This is a genomic window from Microbacterium kunmingense, from assembly GCF_023155745.1.
GTDB classification, from domain to species: domain Bacteria; phylum Actinomycetota; class Actinomycetes; order Actinomycetales; family Microbacteriaceae; genus Microbacterium; species Microbacterium kunmingense.
This window is the reverse complement of sequence record NZ_JAKNUS010000002.1, coordinates 282,681-304,304: the sequence shown is the minus strand read 5'-3', so window position 1 is coordinate 304,304 and position 21,624 is coordinate 282,681. Positions and strand designations below refer to the sequence as shown.

Genomic DNA, 21,624 nt, shown 5'->3' with positions numbered 1-21,624 from the left:
ACCCTAGATCAGTGCGTGTCCTCGGCTGCGACCTCGGAGCGATCCCCCGACCACAGCGTGTGGAACGTGCCCTCGCGGTCGATGCGGCGGTAGGTGTGGGCGCCGAAGAAGTCTCGCTGACCCTGGATGAGCGCTGCGGGCAGGCGCGCGGCGCGCAACCCGTCGTAGTAGGCCAGGGACGACGAGAAGGCGGGAGCGGGGATCCCCGCCTCCGCCGCCGTCGCGACGATGTGCCGCCACGCGTCCTGCGCGCGGCCCAGCGCCTCGACGAAGTAGGGCGCAGAGAGCAGGACCGGCAGATCCTCCGCCGCGGCGTAGGCGTCGGCGATGCGGTTGAGGAACTGGGCGCGGATGATGCAGCCACCCCGCCAGATGCGCGACACCGCGCCGAGGTCGATCTTCCAGCCGTACTGGGCGGCACCGGCGCGGATGGCGTCGAAACCCTGCGAGTAGGCGACGATCTTCGAGGCGTACAGCGCGAGTCGGACCTGCTCGATGAATGCATCGGGATCGGTGACCGCCGCGCCCACCGCGTCGCCCGCGGGTCCGGGGAGTCCGGCCGCGGCCGCTCGCTGCTCGGGGTGCGACGACAGCGACCGGGCGAAGACCGCCTCGGCGATGCCCGAGACCGGCACGCCCAGGTCGAGGGCGGTCTGCACGGTCCACGCGCCGGTGCCCTTGGCGCCCGCCTGATCGACGATCACGTCCACGAGCGGGCGGTCGGTCGTGGCGTCGACCTGACGGAGCACCTCGGCGGTGATCTCGATCAGGTACGACTCCAGCTCGCCCCGGTTCCACTCGGCGAAGACGTCGGCGATCTCGGCGGGGGACTTGCCGGTGCCCCGACGGATGAGGTCGTACGCCTCGGCGATCAGCTGCATGTCGGCGTACTCGATGCCGTTGTGGATCATCTTCACGAAGTGACCCGCACCGTCGTGTCCCACGTGCGTCACGCAGGGTTCGCCCTCGGCGACGGCCGCGATGGAGCGCAGGATCGGACCGAGCGTCACCCAGGACTCATCCGAGCCGCCGGGCATGAGGGACGGGCCGAGCAGCGCGCCCTCCTCGCCGCCCGAGACACCCATGCCGACGAAGTTGATCCCGGTCTCGCGCACGGCCTTCTCGCGGCGGATGGTGTCGCTGAACAGTGCGTTGCCGCCGTCGACGATGATGTCGCCGGGCTCGAAGACGCGGACGAGCTCGTCGATGACCGCGTCGGTGCCGCGGCCGGCCTTGACCATGATGATGGCGGTACGGGGAGTGGACAGGGCCGCGGCGAAGTCCTCGTACGAGAAGGCGGGGACGAATCCCGCCTCGGGGTGGGCCTGCAGCAGGTGGTCGGTCTTCTCGCGGCTCCGGTTGAACACCGCCACAGTGTTGCCCTCACGGCTGGCGAGATTGCGGGCGAGGTTCGAGCCCATCACCGCCAGGCCCACGACGCCGATGTTCGCCGTCGCGGCGGCATCGGACGGGGCGGCGACCCCGGCCTCGGCGCGAGGGCGGGGAACGTCTTCCGGCGCCGGAGCGCCCTCATGTTCCTCGGTCGACCCGGGCTGGTCGTCGCGGTCGGTGGAGATCTTCGGCGCGTGGGAAGGATCGGTCACGGCTTCAGATTATCGGGTCGGTCGCCACCGGCCCGACCCGGCCGGAACGGGCGTCAGTCCTTGCGGTACGCGGTGCGGCCCATCGCGAAGACGGCCAGGACCAAGCCCACCGCTCCGACCGCCGTGATCGCCCCGACGACCCAGACGAGCACGTGCGAGAGAAAGCCGTATTCCATGTGTCCTCCGTCGGGATGGCCGTGCCCCCATGCTATCGCCGGTCGCTGGTAGACTCTCCCACTGGACTTCGGCGAGGGACCCCTTCTGCGAGAGCAGACGAGCGGATCCGTGATCGACGAGGGTGTGAAGGCTCGTTTTCCTCACGCGCTCGCGTTCGAGTCGACCCAGACCCAGACCCAGACCCAGGCCGCCCAGGCCGAGACGACAGGCGAAAGCCTGCGAGGAGAACACCATGCCCACCGAGACCGACACGACAGTCGTGGCCGAGCGCCGCGAGAACTTCGGCAAGGGTTTCGCCCGCCGCCTCCGCGCTGCCGGCAAGATCCCCGCCGTCCTCTACGGCCACGGCACCGACCCGGTCCACCTCGCCCTGCCGGGCCACCAGACGGCGCTGCTGATCCGTCGCGCGAACGCCGTCCTCGACCTGTCGGTCGACGGTGCGTCCCAGCTGGCTCTGGTCAAGGACGTGCAGAAGGACCCGGTGCACCAGATCATCGAGCACATCGACCTGCTCGTGGTGAAGAAGGGTGAGAAGGTCCAGGTCGACGTCCCCGTCGTCATCACCGGTGAGCCCTTCGCGGGCACGATCGCCAACCTCGATTCGGCCACGGTCGCGCTCGAGGTCGAGGCCACCCACATCCCCGAGACCATCGAGGTCGACGTGGAGGGTCTGGAGGACGGCACGCACATCACCGCCGGTGACCTCACCCTCCCGCGCGGTGCGTCGCTGGTCACCGAGGCCGATGTGCTCGTGGTCGCGATCGCCGTGCCGGTCTCGACCCTGATCGCCGAAGAGGAGATCGCCGAGGCCGACGCCGAGGTCGCCGCCGAGCAGGCCGAGGAGTCCGAGCAGGGCGACGGCGAGGCGTCGGGCGACGAGGCCTCCGACAGCGAGTGACCACCGGCCATGCCGGACACGTGGCTCGTAGTGGGGCTCGGTAACCCGGGACCCCGCTACGAGCGCACGCGTCACAACGTCGGCCAGCTCGTCCTCGACGAGCTGGCCGACCGTCGTGACGCCCCCTTCCGCGCGCATCGCGCTCACGCGCGCGTCGCGGAGACCTGGCTGCGTCCCGGCGGAGCCAAGCTCATCCTCGCCAAGCCGAACTCGTTCATGAACGTCTCCGGCGGTCCGGTCTCCCAGCTCGCGCGCTTCTACCGGACCGAGCCGGATCGCATCGTCGTCGTCCACGACGAACTCGACATCCCCTTCGACACCGTGCGGCTGAAGGCGGGCGGCGGACACGGGGGACACAACGGCGTGCGCGATGTGGCCGCGGCCCTGGGTTCCCCTGACTTCGCGCGGGTGAGGGTGGGGATCGGCCGCCCCCCTGGCCGCCAGGACGCCGCCGACTGGGTGCTGCAGCCTTTCGCCGCGGGAGACCGCGACGCCGTGACGATGCTCGTCGCCGACGCCGCCGATGCGGTGGAGGACCTGATCGAGCAGGGGCTCGTCGCCGCCCAGCAGCGGTTCCACGCCCCCCGCGCCTGAGGCGCGGGTCAGCCTGTGGAGGCCGACGCCGCAAGCCCGGCGACGATCACCGCCTGAAGCGTCAGGCCGAAGATGACGGGGCCGACCGCCGCGCAGACCACCGCGGCGATGCCCCAGCCGCGCCCGGCCCGACGGGCGATCGCGATGATCCCCTGCACGATGGCCCAGACGCCCAGGACCGTCCCGGCCCAGAAGCCGACCTCGACGAGCAGAACCCATTCCCGCACCGGGCTCAGCAGCGACCAGTCGAAGTCCGTGCCCAGGGTGCCTGCCATGAGACGCTCGCCGGTGCCCGCGCCAATGGCGTAGCCGCCGATCCCGGCGGCCGCGGGCGCGAGCACCGCCGCCCCCATCGACAGCAGGAAGGCCGTGAGGCCCAGGGCGGCCCCGCGCGCGGGCGTGGGCTGCGAGGGAGCCCACCCGGATCCCGGGGCGTAGCCGGACGGGGGAAGGTAACCCGCGGGGGCTGCGTACGCCGGCGGTGCGGACGAGCCCGGAAAGGGGGTGTAGCCGCCGGGGGTGGGCGCTCCGGGCGCTGCGGGTGTGGTCACGCTGACATCCTAGGAGCCGATGTCGGCGGGCGACCGTAGACTTCTGCGGTGACAATTCCCGGGATCGTGCGCGCCCTCGAGCAGGCTGACTCCTTCCGGGAGGCGGTGGCCGCCGGCGCGGCGGACGCCGAGTACTCGGTGATCGAAGGACTGGATGCGCCGCTGCTCGCGGCCCTGCTGGAGCGCCGGCGCGCAGCGGGCAAGCCCGCGGTGCTCCTGGCGATCGCGCCCACCGGTCGCCGTGCGGAGACCCTGGGCCCGGCGCTGCAGGCGCTGCTTCCCCACGCCGAGGTGCGTCACTTCCCGGCCTGGGAGACCCTGCCGCACGAGCGGCTGAGTCCTACCCCCGAGATCGTGGGGCGCCGACTCGACGTCCTCGGACGCCTCGCGCGGCTGGGGTCCGACGACACCCTCGTGGTGACCGCCTCGGTGCGCGGCGCGGTGCAGCCGCTGGCGGCGGGTCTGGACGAGGCCACACCCATCGAGCTCGCCGTCGGCGAGCGCGGTCACGACCTCGGCCAGGTGGCCGCGATGCTCGTCGAGCGCGCGTACCACCGCGTGGACATGGTCTCGCGGCGCGGCGAGTTCGCCCTCCGCGGCGGCATCCTCGACGTCTTCCCGCCCACGGCGGAGCACCCCTACCGGGTGGAGTTCTTCGGCGACGAGGTCGACCAGATCCGGGCGTTCTCCGTGGCCGACCAGCGTTCGCTGCCGGGCGAGGTCACGGCGGTCAGTCTCCTCGCGAGCCGCGAGCTCATCCTGACCCCCGCCGTCCGCGACCGCGCCCGTCAGTTGAAGGACGAGTTTCCGGGGCTCCGCGGCATGCTCGAGAAGATGGCCGAGGGCATTCCCGTCGAGGGCATGGAGTCGCTGATGCCGGCGGTCGTCGATCAGCTCGTCACGCTGGTGGACTACTTCCCCCGCGGTGCCGCGGTGGCACTGGTCGATCCCGAGCGCGCGGTGACGAGGGCCACCACGCTCAGCGACACCAACCGGGAGTTCCTGGATGCCGCGTGGAACGCGGCGACGTCGGGAGCGGCGTCGCCCATCGATCTGGGTGCCGGCGATTTCGTCCCCCTGCCGCGACTGCGGGAGGTCGCTGCCGCCCGCGGCGGCGTCTGGTGGAGCCTCAGCTCGTTCGACTCCGGGGCCGCCGATGCGTCGGCCGAGGGATTGCTGGATGCCGCCGACACCGGCGTCACACGCGTGGCCGCGGCATCCGTCCCCTCGTTCCAGGGGAACGTCGACGGAGCGATCAGCCATGTCGCCGACAGGCTCCGCGCGGGGTGGCGGGTCGTGGTCATGGCCTCCGGCGGTGGACTTGTCGAGCGGGCCCGCGACGTGCTCGCCGAGCGGGGGCTCGCCGCCCGCCGGGTGGACTCCATCGACGACGTGCCCGAGCCGGGCGTCGCCCAGGTCGTCGCCTGCTCCCTCGAGCGCGGGTTCGAGGTCGCCGAGGCGCAGCTGTCGGTGATGACCGAGTCGGAGTTCTACGGTCGAACCGTCGGCGGGGACTCCCGCGTGGTGAAGAAGCTCGCGTCGCGGCGACGGAACGTCGTTGATCCGCTGCAGCTGAAGCCCGGCGACTACGTCGTGCACTCCACTCACGGCATCGGCCGCTTCGTCGAGCTCACCCAGCGCGAGGTGTCCAGCGGGGGGCGCAACGCCGTCAAGAGCGTCCGGGAGTACCTGGTGCTCGAGTACGCGCCGTCCAAGCGCGGCTACCCCGGCGACAAGCTCTTCGTCCCCACCGATCAGCTCGACCTGCTGTCGAAGTACGTCGGCGGTGAGGCACCCACCCTGTCGAAGATGGGCGGGAGCGACTGGGCCCAGGCCAAGGGGCGGGCTCGCAAGGCCGTCCGTGACATCGCCGTCGAGCTGGTCAAGCTCTACTCGGCCCGGATGGCGGCACGCGGTCATGCCTTCGGGCCCGACACCCCGTGGCAGCGCGAGCTGGAAGAGGCGTTCCCGTTCGCCGAGACTCCGGATCAGCTGCAGACGATCGATGAGATCAAGGCCGACATGGAAAAGCCCATCCCCATGGATCGCCTGCTGTCGGGCGACGTCGGCTTCGGCAAGACCGAGGTCGCGGTGCGCGCGGCGTTCAAGGCGATCCAGGACGGCAAGCAGGTCGCGATGCTCGTGCCGACGACCCTGCTGGTCAAGCAGCACCTCGAGACCTTCACCGAGCGCTTCGCCGGCTTCCCCGTCAAGGTGCGGCCGCTCTCGCGGTTCCAGACCGACAAGCAGGCCAAGGAGGTCGTCGCGGGCCTGGCCGACGGGACGATCGACATGGTCATCGGCACCCACCGGATCCTCACCGAGCAGGTGATCTTCAAAGACCTCGGGCTCATGATCATCGACGAGGAGCAGCGCTTTGGCGTGGAGCACAAGGACGCCCTGAAGAAGCTCAAGACCAATGTCGACATCCTCGCTATGAGCGCGACCCCGATCCCGCGGACGCTCGAGATGGCCGTGACCGGCATCCGCGAGATGTCGACCCTCGCGACACCGCCCGAGGACCGGCATCCGATCCTGACCTATGTCGGCGCGCGCAACGACAAGCAGATCACCGCGGCGATCCGACGGGAGCTCCTGCGCGAGGGCCAGGTGTTCTACGTGCACAACCGGGTCTCGTCGATCCAGCGGGTGGCGGCGCACATCGCAGAGCTCGTCCCCGAGGCACGTGTGGCGGTCGCGCACGGTCAGATGGGGGAGCACCAGCTCGAACAGGTTGTCGACGACTTCTGGGAGCGCCGGGCGGACGTGCTGGTCTGCACCACCATCATCGAGACCGGGCTCGACATCGCCAATGCCAACACGATCATCATCGACCGGGCCGACAAGTACGGCCTGTCGCAGCTGCACCAGCTGCGCGGACGGGTGGGACGGGCACGCGAGCGGGCCTACGCGTACTTCCTATACGACGAGAACAAGCCGCTGTCCGAGACCGCCGCCGACCGGCTGGAGACGATCGCCGTCAACAACGACCTCGGCAGCGGCATGCAGGTGGCGCTGAAGGACCTCGAGCTGCGCGGTGCGGGAAACCTCCTGGGTGCCGAACAGGCCGGTCACATCGCCGGTGTCGGGTTCGATCTGTACCTGCGCATGATCGGCGAGGCCGTGGCCACCTTCCGCGGGGAGGACACCGAGGGGCCGACCGAGCTGCGGCTCGAGCTGCCGGTGCAGGCGCGGCTTCCCGAGGACTACATCGACAGTGAGCGTCTGCGCCTGGAGGCCTACCAGAAGCTTTCGGCGGCCGCTGCACCGACCGCCGTGGCGCGCGGGACCGACGAGCGCGATCCGATCGACGCGGTGATCGACGAGCTGCGCGATCGGTACGGCGAGCCCCCCGCCGAGGTCGACGGACTGGTGGCGGTCGCGCGGCTGCGGCGAAAGGCCGCGCGGGCGGGCCTCACCGATGTCGTGGCGATGGGTCCGAACCTGCGGATCGCGCCGGCCGACCTCCCCGACTCCCTGCGGGTTCGACTCCAGCGGCTGCACCCCAAGGCGAAGCTGCTCGCCGGCGGCGAGGCGCTGGTCGTGCCGCTGCCGCGGGCAGGCGACGCACCCCTCGGCGACGCCGAGCTGCTGGCCTGGGTCGATCAGCTCCTCGCGCAGCTGTGGCCCGAGCCCGCGCCGGAACCCGCCGGAGAACCCGCCACCGAGGGTCAGCCGGTGTTCTGAAGACCCGCCGCGACCCCGCTGACCGAGAGCAGCAGAAGGCGCTGCTGCTCGGGGTCTGCGGGGGAGCCCGCCTGCGCGTCCCGGCGCAGCGCCCTGAGCGCCCGCAGCTGCAGCAGGGACAGGGCGTCGACGTAGGGGCTGCGCATCTTCACCGCGCGCTGCAGCACCGGCTTGCTGCCGAGTAGCTCGGCGCCGCCGGTCACCCGGATGACCCAGGCCCGCGTGAGCTCCATCTCGTCCATCACCAGATCCGCCAGGTCGGCGCGGTCGCCGAGGTCGAGGTAGCGACGGGCGATGCGGGCGTCGGCCTTGGCGAGGCTCATCGCGACGTTGTCGATGAGGGTACGGAACAGCGGCCACTCCTGGTAAGCGCTGCGCAGCACCTCCTCGTCGCCGACGGCCTCCAGCGCCGTTCCGAGACCGAACCAGCCGGCCAGGTTGATCCGCGCCTGAGTCCACGCGAACACCCACGGGATGGCGCGCAGATCGGCGAGCGATTCCACCGACAGGCCCCGGCGGGCCGGGCGGGATCCGAGCGCGAGCAGTCCGATCTCCTCCATCGGGGTGACCTGGGCGAACCACGGGGCGAAGCCGGGCGCCTTCACCAGCTCGAAGAACCGCGCCCGGGACGCCTCGTCCATCCGGGCCGCGACCGCGGCGAACCGCTCCGCCGCGGCACGGTTGCGCGCCTCGATCGAGGGGGAGGAGGCCAGGAGCATCGCCGCGACCACCTGATCGATGTGACGCATCGCGATCGCCGGGTCGCCGTAGCGGGCGAAGATCACCTCGCCCTGCTCGGTGAGCTTGAACCGTCCGTCCACCGACCCCGGTGGTTGGGCGAGGATCGCGGAATTGGCGGGACCACCGCCGCGGCCGAGTGCCCCGCCGCGCCCGTGGAACAGCGTCAGCTCGATGCCGTTCTCCTGCGCCCACGCGGAGATCTGCGCCTGTGCCTGGTAGAGGGCCAGGGTCGCCGCGACCGGTCCGACGTCCTTCGACGAGTCGGAGTAGCCGAGCATGACCTCCATCCGTCGGCCCGTGGCATCCAGTCGCGCACGGAACTCGGGGTGATCGATGATCTCGGCGAGGATCCGAGGGGCTGCCTGCAGGTCGGCGAACGTTTCGAACAGCGGGATGACGTCCAGGACCGGAACCCGACCGTCAGGTCCCGCCGCGTAGCGGGCGAGACGGTGGACGGCGGCGAGGTCGCCGGCCGACTGGGTGAACGACACGATGTAGCGCCCCGCGGCGCGCGGGCCGTAGCGATCCTGGAGGAAGAGCACCGCCCGGAAGACGTCGAGCACCTCCTCGGTCAGCTCCGAGCGCGGGTCGCCGGCATCGAGCTCGGCGAGGACCTTCGCGTGCACGGCGGAGTGCTGGCGCACCTCCAACTCGCTCAGGTGGAACCCGTAGGTCTGCACCTGCCAGATGAGCTGCTGCAGGTGCCCGTAGGCCTGCCGGGGCGCCCGCGCGGCGACGAGCGAGTCCTGCACCACGCGCAGGTGGCGGTGCAGCTCCTCCGGGTCGCTGTAGGCGAGGTCGGCGTTGCGGAGCCTCGTGGCCTCGATCTTGCGGGCGACCATGAGGAGGATCTGCCGATGCGGCTCCTGCGGCGACCGCGCGGCGATCTCCGCGGCCGCGTCGTCGTCCTCGGTGCGCAGACGCTGCCACAGCGCGATGGCCTCGGGACTGGGGGGAGTGGTCGCGGCATCCAGGGTCAGGGTGCGTCCGATGCGCTCGGCGGAGCGCTCGAGCCCGCGCAGCACATGCTCGCTGGCGATCGCCGCGGCCTTCCGGGTGACCGATGCCGTCACGAACGGGTTGCCGTCCCGGTCGCCGCCGACCCACGACCCGATGCGCACGAACGGGCGGACGAGGGGTGCGGCGCTGCCGGCGCGGTCGGCCTGGAGCGCGTCGTCGACACGACGGTAGACGTGGGGCACGGCGGTGTAGAGCGTTTCGTCGAACACCGCCATGACCGCGCGCACCTCGTCGGTCGGCGTGGGCTTCTCGTGCCGCAGCGGCGCGGTCCGCCACAGCGTGTCGATCTCCTCCAGCATGCGCCGGCGCGCTCGCCGCTTCTCGCTGCCGCCCTCGGGGGCGCTCTCGTGCTCGGCGAGGAGTGCCGCGAGCCGCCGGATGCTCGTCGACACCGCCCGGCGTCGCGCCTCGGTGGGGTGGGCCGTGAAGACCGGGTGGAAGCGGAGCGACTGCAGACGGTTCGTCGCGGCGTCCTCGCCCACCTCCTGGGTGAGCGTGCGGAACGCCGCGGGAATGGAATCGCCGTCGGCGTCGGGTGTGCGATCGCGCTCGCGCAGGACCCGCACGCGCTGATGCTCCTCGACGAGGTTCGCCAGATGGAAGTAGCAGGTGAAGGCCCGGGCCACTTCGTCAGCCCGAGCCACCGAGAACGAGTCGGCGATCTCGGCGGCGCGGGCGAACGCCTCATCGGTCTCGTCGGTGTAGGCCTGGATGGTCGCGATCCGCAGGCGCTCGACGTCGTCGAACAGCTCGGGGGAGCCGCTCTCGCGCAGGACCTGTCCGAGAAGGGCGCCGAGGAGCCGGACGTTCGCCCGCATGGATTCGGGAATGCCCTGCCCTGCCTCGTAGCGACCGACGAGATCGATGGCCTCGGTCTGGGTGAGTTCGCGCATGGTCCCACGGTATCGCCGCCATGTGACGGGGATGTCACACGTGACGCCCGGTAGAATGGGGACCGGTGTGCCGGGAAGCCTGGTCGGCGTGCGTCTCATCGTGCTCGCCAGACACCGACGAAAGGACCGCCTGTGTCCCTGCTTCGCTCTGCCCGTTTTCCCGCCATCGTGCTGCTCGCCGCCGCCGCGGCCGCGCTCATCGTCGCCAACTCGCCGATCGGTCCCGCCGCGCAGGCGCTCAAGGAGACCTACCTCGGCATCCCCGGGGTGTTCGAGATGTCGGTCGGTCACTGGATCCAGGACGGCCTGCTGGCGATCTTCTTCTTCGTCGTGGCCGTGGAGCTGCAGTACGAGCTCACCAGCGGTGAGCTGAACTCGGCCAAGAAGGCGCTCCAGCCGGCGATCGCCGCGGCCGGGGGTGTCATCATCCCGGTCGCGATCTTCCTCCTCATCGCCGGTCGATCCGACGCCGCAGGCGGATGGCCGATCCCCACCGCCACCGACATCGCCTTCGCCCTGGGCGTCCTCGCCGTCTTCGGCAAGGGGCTGCCCTCCGGCATCCGGATCTTCCTCCTCGCGCTGGCGATCCTCGACGACATCGTCGGCATCATCTTCATCGCGGTGCTCTTCACCACCGACGTCAACGTCGGGCTCCTGGCCGTCGCCGCGCTGCTGGTCATCGCCTTCGGGTTCCTCAGTCGACGCCTCGACACCCGCGGGCGCCTCCCCATCGGCGTCGTCCTCGTCGTGATCGGCCTCGCCACCTGGGTTCTGGTCTACCTCTCGGGCGTCCACGCGACCATCGCGGGCGTCGCGCTCGGTATCGCGATGGCGCAGCAGCCCGCGCTCCGGACTCGGCACGCCCTCGAGCCGTGGGTGAACGGTCTCGTCCTGCCGCTGTTCGCGTTCTCCGCCGCCCTCGTCGTCATCCCGGCGGTCTCGCCGACGCAGCTGTCGCCGGCCTTCTGGGGCATCCTCGTGGCCCTGCCCGTCGGCAAGATCATCGGCATCTCGGTCTTCAGCTGGATCTCGATGCGCCTGCTCAGTCGCGGCGCCACGCCGCCGCTGTCGTTCCTCGACCTGCTGGCGGCGGGCGCCCTGGGCGGCATCGGGTTCACCGTCTCGCTGCTGCTGTCCGAACTCGCCTTCGCCGGCAGCCCGCTCGTCCGCGACGAGGCGACCCTCGGTGTGCTCGCGGGCTCCGCGATCTCGATCATTTTCGCGGCGTTCCTCGTCGCCCAGCGTGCGCGCCACTATCGTCGGGTGTCTCCCGAGACCGCCGACGAGGAGCTGCCCGAGCCGGCCAAGACGGCGGGGGACATCGCCTGACACGAGGAGTGGGCATGAGCGAGGACGACGGGCTGCGGCGAGCGGCCGAGGTGATGCACGCGGTGCGGCAACGGTGCGCCTGGTCGCGCACGATCACCCACGACGACCTCGTGCCCTACCTCGTCGAGGAGTCGGCCGAACTCATCGACGCCGTCGAGGAGGGGTCGCGCCCGGACCTGCGCGAAGAGCTCGGCGACCTCCTCTGGCAGGTGCTCTTCCATGCGGAGATCGCCTCGGAGGACCCCGCCGATCCGTTCGACATCGACGACGTCGCGGCCGCGCTCGCGGAGAAGATGCGCCGCCGTCACCCGCACGTCTTCGGCGACGCCGTCGCCGCGACACCCGAGGAGGTGCTCGTCCACTGGAACGCGGCCAAGGCGGCGGAGAAGAGCGAGCGCACGAGCGTCCTCGACGGGGTGTCGGAGCGGATGCCGGCGCTCGCCCTCGCGCAGAAGATGCTCGGGAAGGCGGCGCGGGTCCCCGGCCTCACCCCTCCCGCCGTCGCCCCCGCGGCCGTATCCCCGCCCTCGACCGAGGCCGAGCTCGGCGACGCCCTCCTCGCCCTCGTCGGCCGGGCCCGCGCGGAGGGATGGGACGCCGATCGGGCGCTGCGCGGTGCGCTGCGCCGGCTCGGCGAGGAGATCCGCTTTGCCGAGCGGGCGGAGCGCGACGGAGCGGGCCGGGAGGACCTGGGAAGATAGTCCGGTGCCCACCGTCACCCCGCCGCGCGGCATGCGCGATTTCCTCCCCGCCGACAAAGCCCGCCGCGAACGCGTGCTCCGCACCATCCGCGACCGCTACCGGGTGCACGGCTTCGATGAGATCGAGACGCCGGTCATGGAGGATCACGCGCGGCTCCACGCGGGGATCGGCGGTGACAACGAGAAGCTCGCCTACAACGTGCTCAAGCGCGGACTCGACGCCGACGCGATCCGCGCCGCCGCCGAGGATCCCTCGGCCCTGACCGATCTCGGCCTGCGGTACGACCTCACCGTGCCCCTCGCCCGCTTCTACGCCAGTCACCGCGCCGAGCTTCCCCGCGTCTTCCGCGCGGTGCAGATCGCTCCGGTCTGGCGCGCCGAGCGACCGCAGAAGGGGCGGTATCGCCAATTCGTGCAGTGCGACATCGACATCATCGGCGACGCCACGTCGCGCGCCGAGGCCGAACTGGTCGTGGCGACCCTCGACACCCTCGATGCGCTGGGTCTGGAGGGGGGCGAGGTCCGCGTCAACGACCGCCGGCTGCTGGACGCGATGCTCGAGGCGTTCGGGTTCCCCGTCGATGCGCGGGCGGGCATGCTCATCACCCTCGACAAGCTCGACAAGGTCGGCCCCGACGGCGTCACGGCCGAGCTCCGCGAGCGCGGCGCAGCCGACGAGGCGGTGAGCGCGGTGGCGGCCCACCTCTCCCACCTGGCCGCCTCTGCGGCCGGCTCCGGCTTCGCCCTCACCGCGGAGGGGATCCGTGGCGCACTCCCCGGTGGCATGCCCGAGGACGTCGTGGCGCACCTCGTGGGGCTCGGCGAGGCCGTGGCGGCGGCGCGCGGGATGGCGGCCGGCAGTGCCGACGTCCCGCTCCGATTCGATCCCTTCCTCGTGCGGGGGATGGGGTACTACACCGGCACGATCTTCGAGCTCGCCCACCCGGCGGTGTCGTATTCGCTCGGCGGCGGAGGCCGCTACGACGGCATGATCGGGCGGTTCCTCGGGCAGGAGGTGCCCGCCGTGGGGTTCTCGCTGGGCTTCGAGCGCCTGGTCGACCTCGTCCCGGCTACCGACGAGACCGTCTCCGACGCCGTCGTGCTGGTGCACGACTCCGACGCGCCGGTCGGGGACCTGTTGGCTCTGAAGTCCGCGCTCCTTCGCCGCGGCGCACGCGTGCGCCTCGAGCAGCGGACGAAGAACATCAAGGCCCTGCTCGAGCGCGCCCGCGCCGACGGCTTCACGGCCTTCGCGACGGTGGCTGCCGGTGAGAGCGACGCGGAGCTGCTCCAGATCAAGCCCTTGGACTGATCATCCGTTGCGCGTGACGCGCAGACGCACCACGCGGTAGAGCAGACCGATCGCGAGCACCGCCGCGCCGGCGATCACGCTCTGCCAGGGGAGTGTCACGCAGAGCACGACGCACCCTGCCGCGCCGACGACCTGCAGCCAGCGGGGGTAGCGTCGCGCGTCCCCGTGCTGCCGATGCGCGGAGAGGTTCGCCACGAGGTAGTAGGTCAGCACGCCGAACGAGGAGAATCCGATCGCGCCGCGCAGGTCGGTGAACGCCACGAGCAGCACCACCACCAGGACGATCACCGCCTCGGCGCGGTGCGGCACCCGCCATCGGGGGTGCACCGCCGCGAGGAAGGGCGGCAGATCGCGTGCTCGTGCCATCGCCAGCGTCGTTCGTCCGACTCCGGCGATGAGGGCGAGGAGGGCGCCGAGTGAGGCGGCCGCCGCGCCGATCCGCACGATCGGATCGACCCAGGCCCACCCCGCTGTCGCTGCGGCCGCCGCAACGGGATCGGATGAGGCGGCCGTGGCCTCCGGGCCGAGGGCGGCGAGCACCGCGACGGCGACGACGGCGTAGATGCCCACGACGATCAGGAAGGCGAGCGAGATCGCGCGCGGGATGATCCGCGCAGGATCGCGGACCTCCTCGCCCATCGTGGCGATGCGGGCGAAGCCGGCGAAGGCGAAGAACAGCAGGCCCGCGGACTGGAGGATGCCGTAGGGCCCGCCGGTGAAGACGTCCGTTGTGAGAACGGACGATGACCCGGCGCCCTGTGCCGCACCCGCGCCGGCGGCGATCACCGCGACGGCCAAGCAGAACAGCACCACGGCGACGATGATGCGGGTCAGCTGCGCGGTCCGGGTGATCCCGAACCAGTTGACCGCGCCGAGGGCGAGGACGGCGGCGATCGCGAGCGGGCGCTCCCACCCCGCGGGGGCGACGTAGGCGGCGAAGGTCAGGGCCATCGCCGCGCAGCTGGCGGTCTTGCCGATGACGAATCCCCACCCCGCGAGGAACCCCCACCCCTCGCCCAGCTCCTCGCGTCCGTAGACGTAGGTGCCGCCGGAGGTCGGGTACACCGCCGCGAGCTGCGCGGAGGAGGTCGCGTTGGCGTATGCCACCACGCCGGCCAGCACCAGCCCCAGGAGAAGTCCTGCCCCCGCGGCCTGCGCCGCGGGAGTGAAGGCGGCGAAGACGCCGGCGCCGAGCATCGCGCCGAGTCCGATGAAGACCGCATCGCCGAGACCGAGGCGCCGAGCGAGGGAGGGGGTGGACACGAGCGGCACCATATCGCGCCCGGACGACGCGTCGGCCACCTCCCGGTCGCCGGCCGTTCACCGGGACGGCGTGCAATGGCCCCGTGGCGCAGACGTGGGCTCCCCGAGCGATGCGGGGCGCCGCGCCCGTCCTCCTCGTGGTCGGAGCCCTCATCGCGCTGAGCACGCCCCGGGCCCTCCGCCGCCAGGCGGCCCTCGCCAGGCGCCGCATCGGTAAGCCCCTGGGGGAGCAGGTGCAGGATGCGAACCGGGTCTGGCGCCGCCGTGAGCACGGGGATCCGCTCGACCTGGTCGTCCTCGGCGATTCCATCGCGGCGGGTCTGGGCGCCGAACGCCCGAAAGACACCCTCGGCGCGCGGGTGGCCAAGGGCCTCGGGGCGGCGGTGACGCGCCCCGTGCGACTTCGATCCGTCGCGGTCGTCGGCTCCGAGTCATCCGACCTCCCCTCCCAGATCGCGCACCTCCCGCGCGATCTGTGTCCGCAGCTCGCGCTGATCATCGTCGGGGGGAACGATGTCACCCATCGCGTGCCGAAGGATGTCTCGCTCGGCCACCTCGGCGACGCCGTCCGGGTCCTCCGCGGCCGCGGCGGGGGGTCGTCGTGGGGACCTGCCCCGACCTCGGAGCGCTCCGCCCGGTGCCTCAGCCGCTGCGGACGCTGCTCTCGCGGTTGTCGCGTCGGCTCGCGATCGCTCAGGCACGCGTCGCGCGCCGCGAAGGCGCGCGGCCGGTGTCCCTGCGCCACGCCGTCGGACGCCTGTTCGCCGAGGAGCCCGACAGGATGTTCAGCGCCGACAGGTTCCACCCGAGCGCCCAGGGGTACCGACGCACCGCCGAGGCGCTCGTGCCCGCGCTGGCCGCGGAATGGTCGGCTCGACCTTGACGCGCGAGGGCCGCCGCTTGTTGGCTAGGGGAATGACCCTGCCCACGCCCGAATCGTGGTCGCGCGTCGATCGCTACCTCACGCGCACGCTCGTCGGCGACGACCCTGCGCTCCGCGATGCGGTCGCCGACCAGCGTGCCGCCGGGCTCCCCGCGATCGAGGTGGCGCCGCTCACCGGGAAGTTCCTGCACCTCATGGTGCGCGTGAGCGGAGCGCACCGCGTCCTGGAGATCGGAACGCTCGGGGGATACTCGGCGATCTGGATGGCGCGGGCGCTGCCGGCGGACGGCGTGGTCGTGACGATCGAGGCCGAGCCCGTCAACGCCGAGGTGGCGAGGTCCAATCTCGCCCGCGCCGGGGTCTCGGACCGGGTGCGGGTCCTCGAGGGCCGCGCCGCCGACGTGCTTCCCACTCTCGCCGACGAGCAGCCGTTCGACCTGGTCTTCATCGACGCCGACAAGGAGTCCAACACCGTCTACCTCGACTGGGCGGCTCGGCTCGCCAGGACCGGCGCCGTGGTGATCGTCGACAACGTGGTGCGCTCCGGCGGGGTGGCCGATCCCGCCAGCGAGACCCCGCAGGTGCACGGTGTGCGCCGGGGACTGGAGATGCTCGCCCGCGACCCGCGTTTCGATGCCACCGCCCTGCAGACCCTGGATGCGAAGGGATGGGACGGCGTGGCGGTGGCCGTGGTGGTGTGAATCCTCGTCACTAGACTCGGTGACGGACCGACGACGCTCCACCGTTTCATCGGGCGGACGACGCCCTCCACGAGCAAGGAGACACCCCGTGGCATCAATCGAGGCTGTAGGCGCGCGCGAGATCCTGGATTCGCGCGGCAACCCGACCGTCGAGGTGGAGGTGCTGCTCGACGACGGCATCGTCCAGCGGGCGGCCGTGCCCTCGGGCGCGTCCACCGGAGCCTTCGAAGCGTACGAGTTGCGCGACGGCGACAAGAGCCGCTACGGCGGCAAGGGCGTGCTCAAGGCCGTCGCCGCCGTCATCGACGAGCTCGGCCCCGCGATCGAAGGCGTCGAGGCCAGCGAGCAGCGCATCATCGACGAGATCCTGATCGAGACCGACGGCACCGAGAACAAGTCCCGCACGGGCGCCAACGCCATCCTCGGCGTCAGCCTCGCCGTGGCCAAGGCCGCCGCCGACAGCGCCGACCTGCCGCTGTTCCGCTACCTGGGCGGACCCAACGCCCACCTCCTGCCGGTACCGCTGTTCAACGTCATCAACGGCGGCGAGCACGCCGACAACGGCATCGACTTCCAGGAGTTCTTCCTCGCTCCCATCGGAGCCGACACCTACGCCGAGTCGCTGCGGTGGGGCACCGAGGTCTACCACGTCCTGAAGGGCGAGCTGAAGTCCGCCGGGTTCGCCACCGGTCTCGGCGACGAGGGGGGCTTCGCCCCCGATCTGCCGAGCAACCGCGAGGGCCTGGACTTCCTCATCCGCGCGATCGAGAAGGCCGGCTTCACCCCGGGCGCCGACATCGCCGTGGGTCTGGACGTGGCGGCGACGGAGTTCTTCGCCGACGGCGTCTACACCGTCGAGGGCAAGGCGTGGAGCGTCGACGAGCTCATCTCGTACTTCACCGACCTCGTCGCGAACTACCCGATCGTCACCATCGAGGATGCGCTGGCCGAGGACGACTGGGACGGCTGGAAGAGCCTGACCGACGCCATCGGGTCGAAGGTGCAGCTGGTCGGCGATGACCTGTTCGTCACCAACCCCACCCGTCTCGCCGACGGCATCTCGCGCGGCGTCGCCAACGCGCTGCTGGTGAAGGTGAACCAGATCGGCACGCTCTCCGAGACGCTGGACGCCATCTCCCTCGCCACCCGGTCGGGGTACGCTTCCATGCTCTCCCACCGCTCGGGCGAGACCGAGGACACCACCATCGCCGACCTCGCGGTGGCGGTGAACGCGGGTCAGATCAAGACCGGCGCGCCCGCTCGCAGCGAGCGCGTCGCGAAATACAATCAGCTTCTGCGCATCGAGGAGGAGCTGGGCGACGCCGCGGAATTCGCCGGCCGCTCGGCCTTCCCCCGCTACCGGGGCTGACGCGCCGCTGATCATCGACGAAGGGGGAGCCGTGACCACGAGATCGGCTCCCCCTTCGCCATCCCCCGCGCGCCGGAGACGGCGCCCGGGACGTCGCCCCGTCGACGTGCGCGGCTGGCTCGGCGGCATCCGCCTGTCGGGGTTCATGGTGATCATGCTGGGGCTGGTGGTGCTCGCCGCCTTCGTCCTCGTACCGACCGTCGGCACCTACCTCGATCAGCGGCGGCAGATCGCTGCGCTCGAGCGGTCGGTACAGCTCACCCGGGAGCAGATCGAGGAACTCGAGTCCGAGCGCGAGCGATGGACCGACCCGGCCTACATCACGACCGAGGCCCGGGAGCGGCTCTACTACGTCCGCCCCGGAGAGGTGGTCTACCTGGTCGACAACGACCTGCCGCCCGAGGATGTGCCGCAGGAGCAGGGCGCGGTCAGTGACGAGGTCGAGCGCACCCGCACCGACTGGATGTCGCAGCTCATCCGCTCGGTCACCGAGGCGGGCCTGGCCACCAGCGTCAGCGACCCCGGGTAGCCTGGCGGGGTGACGAGGCCCCCGTATCCGCCTGTGAGCGACGCCGATCTCGCCGTGCTGCGTCGGCAGTTGGGGCGCCCGGCGCGCGGCGTGCTGGGCATCGCCGCGCGATGCGTCTGCGGCAACCCCACCGTCGTCGCGACAGCGCCCCGCCTCCCCGACGGGACGCCGTTCCCCACGTTCTACTACCTGACCCACCCCGCCGCGACCGCCGCGATGTCGGCGCTCGAGGCCGGACACGTGATGCCCGAGCTCCTCGCAGAGATGGAGGCCGACCCCGAGCTGATATCGGCCTACCGCCGGGCCCACGAGCAGTACCTCGCCGACCGAGCGCAGTTCGGCGAAGTGCCCGAGATCGCCGGGATATCCGCGGGTGGCATGCCCACGCGCGTGAAGTGCCTTCACGCGCTGGCGGCGCACGCCCTCGCTGCCGGCCCCGGGGTGAACCCGGTCGGCGATGCCGCACTGTCCCGGGCTGCGTGGTCGTCCGAGGTCTGCGCCTGCCCGCCGGAGGAGAGCGGATGACCCGCCGCGGCCGGGCCGCGGCGATCGGGCTCGTCGTCGCGGGTCTGATCGGGGGTCTGGTCACCCCGGCCGCGGCCGCGACGCCGACCCCCGACACGGCGGCGACCGACCCGGTGCGCGCGGCGGAGTACTGGCTCGACGACTACGGCATCCGTGACGCGTGGCGCACGACGCGCGGTGAGGGCTCCCGCATCGCCATCATCGACACCGGGATCGGCCGCGGACCCGTCGAGTTCGCCGGCGCGGTCGTCGGAGGCACGGATGTCTCCGACATCGGAGCGCCCGACGGCCGGCTGCCGGTCGGCGCGGTCGACGGCAATCACGGCAGCTGGGTCGCCTCGCTCGCCGCGGCGCGCGGCACCGGTCCCGACACCGGCATGATCGGCGTGGCGCCTGCGGCCGAACTGCTCTCCGTCTCGATCGGCGTGGGCAACTCCTCCCCGGTGCCCTTCGCCGAGCAGATCGCCGAGGCCGTCCGCTGGTCCGTGGACAACGGCGCCGACATCATCAACCTCTCGCTGACGACGAACACGCCCGACTGGGACCCCAGCTGGGATGATGCGTTCCTCTACGCCTTCGACAACGACGTGGTCGTCGTGGTGGCCGCGGGCAATCGCGGCACCGGCACGACGCGGGTCGGAGCTCCGGCGACCATCCCCGGCGTGCTCGCCGTCGGCGGCGTCGACCCCGCGGGCCGTGCGAGTGTGGAGGCCTCCACGCAGGGGATCACCATCGGCGTCGCCGCACCGAGTGAGAACCTCCTCGGCATCTCCGCCGACGGCAGGGTCGTGTCGTGGAACGGCACCAGCGGGGCAGCCCCCATCGTCGCCGGGGTCGCCGCTCTGGTGCGCTCCGCCTATCCCGACCTCGACGCGGCCAACGTCATCAACCGGATCATCTCCACCGCGCGTCCCGTGCCCGGGGTTGCTGTGCCCGATCCGCTCTACGGCTACGGGCTGATCGATGCCGCAGCGGCTCTCACGGCGACCGTGCCGGAGGTGACGCAGAATCCGCTCGGCGACCTGCGGGAGTGGGTGCGACTGTACCGGCGGGCCGAGAGCACCGGCGCGCCCGAGCCGCAGCCGACGCCGAACACGGTGGAGGTGCCTCCCCTTCCGCCGGCTGACGCCGTGGGCGCTCCCGGGTCGCCGTTCCTCCCCACGGCGCAGACGCTCCTGTACGGCACCCTGCCGCTCGGGGCGGTGACCGTCGGGGCTATACTGGTGGCGCTCGGCGTCACCGCTGCTGTCCGACGCGTCCGATTGGCGTCCCGCACGCCGAGCCGTTGATCTAGGGGAGTACTCCACATCGTGACCCACACCGCGCACAGGATCCTTATCGTCGGTGGCGGATACGCAGGCTTCTACACGGCATGGAAGCTCGAGAAGCATCTGCGCCGAGGCGAGGCCGAGGTGACGATCGTCGATCCGCTCGCCTACATGACCTACCAGCCGTTCCTGCCCGAGGTCGCGGCCGGATCGATCGAGGCCCGGCACTCGGTGGTTCCGCTGCGTCGGCACCTCAAGCGCACCCGGATCGTGGCGGCCAAGGTCACCGGCATCGATCACGCCCACAAGACCGCCACGATCACGCCGATCGCGGGTGAGCCGTACCAGCAGGAGTACGACCAGATCGTCGTCACCGCCGGTGCGGTCTCGCGCACCTTCCCCATCCCGGGAATCGCCGACAACGCGATCGGGCTGAAGACGATCGAGGAGGCCGTCGCGATCCGCGACCGCCTGCTGACGAACTTCGACAAGGCCGCGGCGCTCCCGCCGGGTCCCGAGCGCGAGCGGCTGCTCACCGTCGTCGTCGTCGGCGGTGGGTTCGCCGGCATCGAGGTCTTCGCCGAGCTGCGCTCCTTCGCGTCGTCGCTCGTGTCGAAGTACCCCGAACTGACCTTCGACGAGACGCACTTCCACCTCATCGAGGCCATGGGGCGCATCATGCCAGAGGTGTCGTTGAAGACCAGCGAGTGGGTGCTGAAGGACCTGGCCAAGCGCGGCGCCTTCGTCCACCTCGACACGCAGGTCACCAGCGCCGTCGACGGCGATGTCGAACTGTCCACCGGCGAGGTCATCCCCGCCGACCTCATCATCTGGACGGCCGGCGTCATGGCCAACCCGACCGTCGTGCGCGGCGGCGACCTGCCGGTCGAGGAGCGCGGCCGCATCCGCGCCCGCGCCGACCTGCGTGTGGGCACGGACGACGAGATCGTCGAGGGTGCGTGGGCGGCGGGCGACGTCGCCGCCGTTCCGGATCTGTCCGGAGGTGGAGTGGGCGGCTACTGCGTGCCGAACGCCCAGCATGCCGTCCGCCAGGGGAAGCTGCTGGCCAAGAACATCACGGCGGTCCTCCGCGGCGAGAACCCCGTCGACTACGTCCACAAGAACCTCGGTGCCGTCGCCGGTCTGGGTCTGTACAACGGTGCCTTCCAGTCGGGGAACATCGCGATCAAGGGATTCCTCGCCTGGCTCGCCCACCGCGGATACCACGGCCTGGCCATGCCGACCTGGGAGCGCAAGCTCCGTGTCGTCGCCGGGTGGCTCGGAAACGTGGTCCTCGGTCGCGACATGGCGAACCTGGAAGCCGTGCAGACGCCTCGCGCGGCGTTCGAGGAGTTCGCGGCTCGTCCGCGCCCGGCCCAGGCCGCGGTGACCCCGCCGCAGACGCCGCGTGACGCGGGTGCGGCGGCGGAAGCGCCCGAGAAGTCGAAGGTCGCCGCCGGACGCTGACGCTAAGGTGGCGGGTGCCGCAGAACGACGCCCCCGTAGCCCAATGGCAGAGGCAGGCGACTTAAAATCGCTTCAGTGTGGGTTCGAGTCCCACCGGGGGTACGCATCTGCG

General features: G+C 71.5%; 18 protein-coding genes, 1 tRNA gene and 1 pseudogene. 15 read left to right on the top strand and 5 right to left on the bottom strand.

The features are described 5' to 3' along the window. Nucleotides 1-8 precede the first annotated feature (8 nt). Both gnd and MA875_RS17425 read right to left on the bottom strand, forming a co-directional pair. On the bottom strand, nt 9-1,604 hold the full coding sequence (gene gnd / locus MA875_RS04150) for an NADP-dependent phosphogluconate dehydrogenase (RefSeq protein ID WP_372492512.1): 1,596 nt from the start codon (nt 1,602-1,604) through the stop codon (nt 9-11). 53 nt (nt 1,605-1,657) lie between these two features. Continuing rightward, on the bottom strand, nt 1,658-1,780 hold the full coding sequence (locus MA875_RS17425; protein ID WP_282448644.1) for a hypothetical protein: 123 nt from the start codon (nt 1,778-1,780) through the stop codon (nt 1,658-1,660). A gap of 233 nt (nt 1,781-2,013) precedes the next feature. On the opposite strand from MA875_RS17425, the gene MA875_RS04145 reads away from it, so the two are divergent. Next, on the top strand, nt 2,014-2,679 hold the full coding sequence (locus MA875_RS04145) for a 50S ribosomal protein L25/general stress protein Ctc (protein WP_248240462.1): 666 nt from the start codon (nt 2,014-2,016) through the stop codon (nt 2,677-2,679). A gap of 9 nt (nt 2,680-2,688) precedes the next feature. Beyond that, complete coding sequence (gene pth, locus MA875_RS04140) at nt 2,689-3,273, top strand: aminoacyl-tRNA hydrolase (protein ID WP_248240461.1); 585 nt, start codon at nt 2,689-2,691, stop codon at nt 3,271-3,273. Between the two features lie 8 nt (nt 3,274-3,281). On the opposite strand, the gene MA875_RS04135 is transcribed toward pth, so the two are convergent. Further along, complete coding sequence (locus MA875_RS04135) at nt 3,282-3,824, bottom strand: hypothetical protein (RefSeq protein ID WP_248240460.1); 543 nt, start codon at nt 3,822-3,824, stop codon at nt 3,282-3,284. A 48-nt stretch (nt 3,825-3,872) separates the two neighbouring features. Between MA875_RS04135 and mfd the strand changes: the two genes are divergently transcribed. Then, nucleotides 3,873-7,511, top strand: coding sequence for a transcription-repair coupling factor (gene mfd, locus MA875_RS04130; RefSeq protein ID WP_248240459.1), 3,639 nt, complete (start codon nt 3,873-3,875; stop codon nt 7,509-7,511). On the opposite strand, the gene MA875_RS04125 is transcribed toward mfd, so the two are convergent. Beyond that, nucleotides 7,496-10,165: a phosphoenolpyruvate carboxylase gene (locus tag MA875_RS04125; protein WP_248240458.1), complete on the bottom strand. Its 2,670-nt coding sequence runs from the start codon at nt 10,163-10,165 to the stop codon at nt 7,496-7,498. The genes mfd and MA875_RS04125 overlap by 16 nt on opposite strands. A gap of 132 nt (nt 10,166-10,297) precedes the next feature. Here MA875_RS04125 and MA875_RS04120 point away from each other — a divergent pair, with 132 nt between their 5' ends. Genes MA875_RS04120 through hisS form a run of 3 tightly spaced genes read left to right on the top strand, consistent with a single transcriptional unit; the run spans nt 10,298 to nt 13,507 of the window. After that, nucleotides 10,298-11,494 carry a Na+/H+ antiporter NhaA gene (locus MA875_RS04120; RefSeq protein ID WP_248240455.1) on the top strand — a complete coding sequence of 399 codons (1,197 nt, stop codon included), beginning with the start codon at nt 10,298-10,300 and terminating at the stop codon, nt 11,492-11,494. A 14-nt stretch (nt 11,495-11,508) separates the two neighbouring features. Continuing rightward, nucleotides 11,509-12,195, top strand: coding sequence for a nucleoside triphosphate pyrophosphohydrolase (locus MA875_RS04115; RefSeq protein WP_248240453.1), 687 nt, complete (start codon nt 11,509-11,511; stop codon nt 12,193-12,195). 31 nt (nt 12,196-12,226) lie between these two features. Continuing rightward, a complete protein-coding gene (gene hisS, locus MA875_RS04110) occupies nt 12,227-13,507 on the top strand; it encodes a histidine--tRNA ligase (protein ID WP_248240669.1) in 1,281 nt (426 codons plus the stop codon). Here the strand turns inward: hisS and MA875_RS04105 are convergent, their stop codons facing one another. Next, nucleotides 13,508-14,770 (bottom strand): APC family permease, encoded by a 1,263-nt coding sequence (locus MA875_RS04105; protein ID WP_248240451.1) that lies wholly within the window; start codon nt 14,768-14,770, stop codon nt 13,508-13,510. 110 nt (nt 14,771-14,880) lie between these two features. Between MA875_RS04105 and MA875_RS17735 the strand changes: the two are divergent. The 9 genes and pseudogenes from MA875_RS17735 to MA875_RS04060 form a co-directional block, all read left to right on the top strand. After that, nucleotides 14,881-15,309: pseudogene (locus MA875_RS17735) on the top strand (GDSL-type esterase/lipase family protein); the annotation flags it as partial. Between the two features lie 62 nt (nt 15,310-15,371). Continuing rightward, nucleotides 15,372-15,653 carry an SGNH/GDSL hydrolase family protein gene (locus MA875_RS17730; protein WP_248240681.1) on the top strand — a complete coding sequence of 94 codons (282 nt, stop codon included), beginning with the start codon at nt 15,372-15,374 and terminating at the stop codon, nt 15,651-15,653. 32 nt (nt 15,654-15,685) lie between these two features. Then, nucleotides 15,686-16,354, top strand: a complete 669-nt coding sequence (locus tag MA875_RS04090; RefSeq protein ID WP_248240449.1) for an O-methyltransferase — start codon at nt 15,686-15,688, stop codon at nt 16,352-16,354. Between the two features lie 88 nt (nt 16,355-16,442). Further along, nucleotides 16,443-17,723, top strand: coding sequence for a phosphopyruvate hydratase (gene eno, locus MA875_RS04085; protein ID WP_248240447.1), 1,281 nt, complete (start codon nt 16,443-16,445; stop codon nt 17,721-17,723). A 106-nt stretch (nt 17,724-17,829) separates the two neighbouring features. Next, nucleotides 17,830-18,252 carry a septum formation initiator family protein gene (locus MA875_RS04080; protein ID WP_248240445.1) on the top strand — a complete coding sequence of 141 codons (423 nt, stop codon included), beginning with the start codon at nt 17,830-17,832 and terminating at the stop codon, nt 18,250-18,252. Between the two features lie 9 nt (nt 18,253-18,261). Further along, the gene (locus tag MA875_RS04075; RefSeq protein WP_248240444.1) at nt 18,262-18,777 is read left to right on the top strand and encodes a DUF501 domain-containing protein; all 516 of its coding nucleotides are present in this window, start codon (nt 18,262-18,264) and stop codon (nt 18,775-18,777) included. Next, nucleotides 18,774-20,066: a S8 family serine peptidase gene (locus tag MA875_RS04070; RefSeq protein ID WP_248240443.1), complete on the top strand. Its 1,293-nt coding sequence runs from the start codon at nt 18,774-18,776 to the stop codon at nt 20,064-20,066. Before MA875_RS04075 ends, MA875_RS04070 begins: the two co-directional genes overlap by 4 nt. Before the next feature lie 21 nt (nt 20,067-20,087). Then, nucleotides 20,088-21,512 carry an NAD(P)/FAD-dependent oxidoreductase gene (locus MA875_RS04065; RefSeq protein WP_248240442.1) on the top strand — a complete coding sequence of 475 codons (1,425 nt, stop codon included), beginning with the start codon at nt 20,088-20,090 and terminating at the stop codon, nt 21,510-21,512. Nucleotides 21,513-21,541: 29 nt separating this feature from the next. Continuing rightward, nucleotides 21,542-21,614, top strand: a tRNA-Leu gene (locus MA875_RS04060). Nucleotides 21,615-21,624: the final 10 nt, after the last annotated feature.